General features: G+C 37.1%; 4 protein-coding genes. 2 read left to right on the top strand and 2 right to left on the bottom strand.

Annotated features, from left to right (window positions below):
• Positions 1–145: 145 nt before the first annotated feature.
• Positions 146–322 carry a hypothetical protein gene (locus HET73_RS06160; protein WP_174133263.1) on the top strand — a complete coding sequence of 59 codons (177 nt, stop codon included), beginning with the start codon at positions 146–148 and terminating at the stop codon, positions 320–322.
• Here the strand turns inward: HET73_RS06160 and murB are convergent.
• Both murB and hemC read right to left on the bottom strand, forming a co-directional pair.
• Complete coding sequence (gene murB / locus HET73_RS06155) at positions 319–1,206, bottom strand: UDP-N-acetylmuramate dehydrogenase (protein WP_174133264.1); 888 nt, start codon at positions 1,204–1,206, stop codon at positions 319–321. The genes HET73_RS06160 and murB overlap by 4 nt on opposite strands.
• Complete coding sequence (gene hemC, locus HET73_RS06150; protein ID WP_174133266.1) at positions 1,197–2,075, bottom strand: hydroxymethylbilane synthase; 879 nt, start codon at positions 2,073–2,075, stop codon at positions 1,197–1,199. The genes murB and hemC overlap by 10 nt, the downstream gene beginning before the upstream one ends.
• A gap of 340 nt (positions 2,076–2,415) precedes the next feature.
• On the opposite strand from hemC, the gene secD reads away from it, so the two are divergent.
• A complete protein-coding gene (secD, locus tag HET73_RS06145) occupies positions 2,416–3,930 on the top strand; it encodes a protein translocase subunit SecD (protein ID WP_174133265.1) in 1,515 nt (504 codons plus the stop codon).
• The last annotated feature ends 326 nt before the right edge of the window (positions 3,931–4,256 follow it).

The raw sequence follows: 4,256 nt of genomic DNA, 5'->3' as shown, positions 1-4,256 counted from the left end.
TACACCTTTTGAATTTATATGTTTACAGTGCCCCTGATTTATTTATACTAAACTCATACCATCACACTTTGGGACCATACACCTAGATCTCAAGAAACATAGCTATATTTGCACACCTCATCCGCAAGATAAAAAAGAAATTGATATGCTCCTTGAACATGCGCATGATGAAAAAGCAAGAGCTGCCATAAAAAGATTAATGCCCAACAAGCGTACAGTTTTTATGAGCAAAGACCAAGCTAATGAATTTATTAGGGACACTTTACAAATTAAGATAGATAGTGTTGAACAACTGAGAAATACAGCTATAAAAACCGCCTAACAGCTACCTAAGACCCTTATTTCCCACTCGAGCTCAACGTTAAACTTATCTTTCACTGCATCTCTTACCCTGTTGCCGAGGTTTTCTAAGTCAGATGCAGTTGCATTATTGTAATTGAGTAAAAAGTTACAGTGTTTCTTAGAAATTTTAGCTCCGCCATTATCTAATCCTCGGCAGCCAGATTCATCAATCAATTTCCATGCTTGATAGTCTTTTGGATTTTTAAATATGCACCCAGCAGTTTTTCCTCTTACTGGTTGGCTTTTGTTTTTTTTATCAAAAATTTCCTTTATTCTGCTTAGTATAATCTCATGCTCTGAACTTACCCCTTTAAACTCAGCTTCAATAAAAATCCATTGCCCTTTCAAGCTATGCCCACGGTAAAAATATCCCATTTCTTTGCTGGAGAATTCATATAGATTTCCATCCTCTAGATTCACTGCTTTTATGGATTGCACGACACTTGCAATATCACTGCCATACGCACCTGCATTCATTTCTAGGCCACCGCCAACTGTTCCTGGAATTCCAACTAGAAACTCGAGACCACTAATTTGTTGCTCTCCTGCAAAGTAAGCGAGATTGCTAAGTGGCGCAGCACCACCTGCAACGATAGCGTTATTATCTTTACATTTAATATATGCAAACTCCTTACCTAATTTTATTGTTATGCCTCGAATGCCACTATCTCGCACTATTATGTTGGATGTTGCACCGATAACGTTAATTGGCAATTCAGTATTTTTAATCAAGCGTATTAAATCTTCAATATCACGTGGTTTAAATAGTACGTCAGATTGTCCACCAACGTTCAACCACGTCATTTTAGACATCGAAACATTATAGCGATAGACTCCACGTACTTTAGGTAAGCTTATAAGCATTTTGATTTCAACTCTAATCCTGCATCCATACCCATTTTTTCCGCATCTTCTACAAACGAAGTGCGCTCAGTAAAATATATGTTTTTTTTGTCTGCCAGCATACAACGAAAATGTAGCATATTTTCATTCACATATTCTGCCAAAGCTGCAAGCGGTGTAAAGCATGAACCATTTACTGTCTTCATAAAGCTGCGCTCTGATTTCACTCTTATAAAAGACTTATTATCGTTAATTTTCTCTAAAAGATCGATAATTTTTACATCACTTTTCCGACATTGAATGCAAATTGCCCCCTGTCCCACTGCACTTAACATAATTTTTGGTGGCAGTACCTCCGTAACTAGGTGATGTTTTTTCAACCTTATTAATCCGGCTTCAGCTAGAATTATTCCATCAAAATTATGGTTTTGCAGTCTAGTTGCTACATTTCCACGGAGCGGCACTATATTTAGATCTGGTCTGAAATTTAGTAACTGGACTTTTCTTCTTATTGAGGAAGTTGCGATTGTAGCTTGCTTTGGTAAAGATTCAAGGCTGTTATATTTATTGGAAATGAACGCATCACATGGACTTAGCCTTTCTAAAACACAAGGAATTATTAAATCTTTTGAGAAAAATGCGGGAACATCCTTTAGCGAATGGACTGCTATGTCTATATTATTCTCGAGTAATTCAGTCTCAATTTCTTTGAGGAACAGTCCTTTACCTCCTATTTCAGCAAGGTTTGCATTGGTATGCTTGTCACCAGAAGTTTTTATTTCAATGATCTTAGCAGTTAAATCAGGAAAAGATTCCAGCAACTTTCGTTTTGCCTCTAAAGCTTGAGCAGCCGCAAGACTGCTTCCTCTGGTACCTATTTTGACTAGCATGTATACGACTGTTTGTCTGATGTCATCCCAGTGCTCCGACACTGGGATCCAGTTTTACCACACAATTCATTATATAAATTTTGCACTTACTGTACTTTAACGTAAAACTAAAAGCAGCTTTGCCTTTACAAAATAATAACCTTTTATATGTAATAAATAAGCTTACTGGATTCCAGTGTCAAGCACTGGAATGACACCATTTATTGTGCGAACCTTAACAAACAAATGTTTGTGCGGTTGTGTGTCAGCTACTTGCATAACACCTTAAGTTACTAGACAATAGAGAGAATTTTACAAAAATCCATTTTTAACTTACACTACAACTTTAAACCTACAACTCATGCGCAATAGGCTTATAATCAAATCTTTTTCGGTGTTGTGCATCCTCTTGCTTGCTTTATATATAATATTGCCAAATTTTTTTGATAATAAGTTTCTTGTTTCAAAAAAGAGAATAAACTTAGGGCTTGACCTGAAAGGTGGGTCATCTTTACTCCTGAGTGTAGGCTTAGATTCCTACTTCAAAGAAAAATTGGGTATGTTAGCTGATGAGGTGAAAGAAAGCCTGCTGGCAAAAAACATTGAATCCAGTGTGCAAAGCGATAAACAAGTAGCCGTAACTTTAAATAATATTGATGACTATAAAAAAGTTTCAACGTTAGTTCACAAAATAAACCCAAATTTAGAGCTAAATAAAAAAGATGCCTCGATTTTCATTTCATATAAATCTCATTATAGAAATTCTCTAATCAATGAAGTAGTTTCTGAGTCAATAAATAATGTCCAGAGACGTTTGGATAAACTTGGCACGAAGGAAGTCAGCGTGCAAAAACAAGGAAAGAATAAGATATTAGTCCAAGTACCAGGAGTAGAAGACACTGAACAAATAAAATCACTGCTTGGTAAAACTGCTAAGCTAGCTTTCCATTTGGCAAACACTAATGTGGCCAAAATGCAAGATGTAGATCATGAAACTACCGTAATACTCAAGGATTCTCTAGGCAATTCTTATCCAATATTCCGCAAGACTGAAATAGGTGGTGATTCGTTGGTTAACGCATCAGTTAGATTTGGTCACTTAGGTAAACCAACAGTACATTTTAAGTTTGACAGCATAGCGAGTAAAAGATTCGCGAAAATTACTAAAGAAAATGTAGGAAAGCCCTTTGTAATTATTTTAGATAACACAGTCTTAACTGTGCCAACAATACGTGAACCAATATTAAATGGAGAGGGAGAAATTAGTGGTAATTTCACTGAAAAACAAGCAAGTGAACTGGCGATACTCTTAAAATCTGGTGCATTGCCAGCACCACTTAAAATAATAGAAGAGAAAAATATCGGTCCAAGCCTTGGAGAAGAGTCAATAAAAGCAGGAGAGATAGCAGCGATAATCTCTATTGTAGCCGTTGCCTTATTTATAATTATTACTTACGGCAAGTTAGGTTTGTTGGCCTCTGTTGCATTGCTTTTTGATGTGATTTCTATACTTTTAATTCTTACCCTACTTGAAGCAACTCTTACTCTACCTGGAATTGCCGGCATTGCGCTAACTGTTGGTATGTCAGTAGACGCAAATGTTTTGATATTTGAACGCATTCGCGAGGAAATAAAATCAGGAAAAAGAACAGTTCGTGCTATTGAAGAAGGGTTTAAAAACGCAATAAAAACAATTCTTGATTCAAATATCACTACGTTAATTGCTGCAGGGATAATGTTCGTTATTGGCAGCGGAGCAATCAGAGGTTTCTCCGTTACTTTATCAATAGGCATCTTATGCTCGATGTTTTCTGCGATTACGGTCACAAAACTTCTAATAGAGCTGTGTGTGGATCCGAAGAAGTTGGTGCTTTAAGTATATCCGTTCAGGAGAGCGGCAAAATAAGGTAGACAGGGTAGTATAACCATAGGATAAAAACAACAAATGGTGTTATGAAAGTAGCCATATGGTGTCATTCCAGCGCCTTCTTCTGTCATCCCAGTGCGTGACACTGACCTTAACTTTATAAACTATATAAATATAAAAACTCAGCGTCACGCGCTGGAATGACAAGGTTATATCCCAGTGCCCCCTAGGGTGTCATCCCAGAGCCCTTTTTTTGTCATCCCAGTGCCCCTAGGGTGTCATTCAAGTAGCGGACACTGGGATCCAGAAAAAAAGAAGGGTGTCATCCCAGTGCT

Source organism: Wolbachia endosymbiont of Atemnus politus, assembly GCF_013309895.1.
This window is presented reverse-complemented; position numbering and strand designations above follow the sequence as displayed.

Excerpts from the sequence above, each read along its gene's own strand:
- HET73_RS06160 (WP_174133263.1), top strand. The coding sequence starts at position 146 with ATGCTCCTTGAACATGCGCATGATGAAAAAGCAAGAGCTGCCATAAAA.
- murB (WP_174133264.1), bottom strand. The coding sequence starts at position 1,206 with ATGCTTATAAGCTTACCTAAAGTACGTGGAGTCTATCGCTATAATGTT.
- hemC (WP_174133266.1), bottom strand. The coding sequence starts at position 2,075 with ATGCTAGTCAAAATAGGTACCAGAGGAAGCAGTCTTGCGGCTGCTCAA.
- secD (WP_174133265.1), top strand. The coding sequence starts at position 2,416 with ATGCGCAATAGGCTTATAATCAAATCTTTTTCGGTGTTGTGCATCCTC.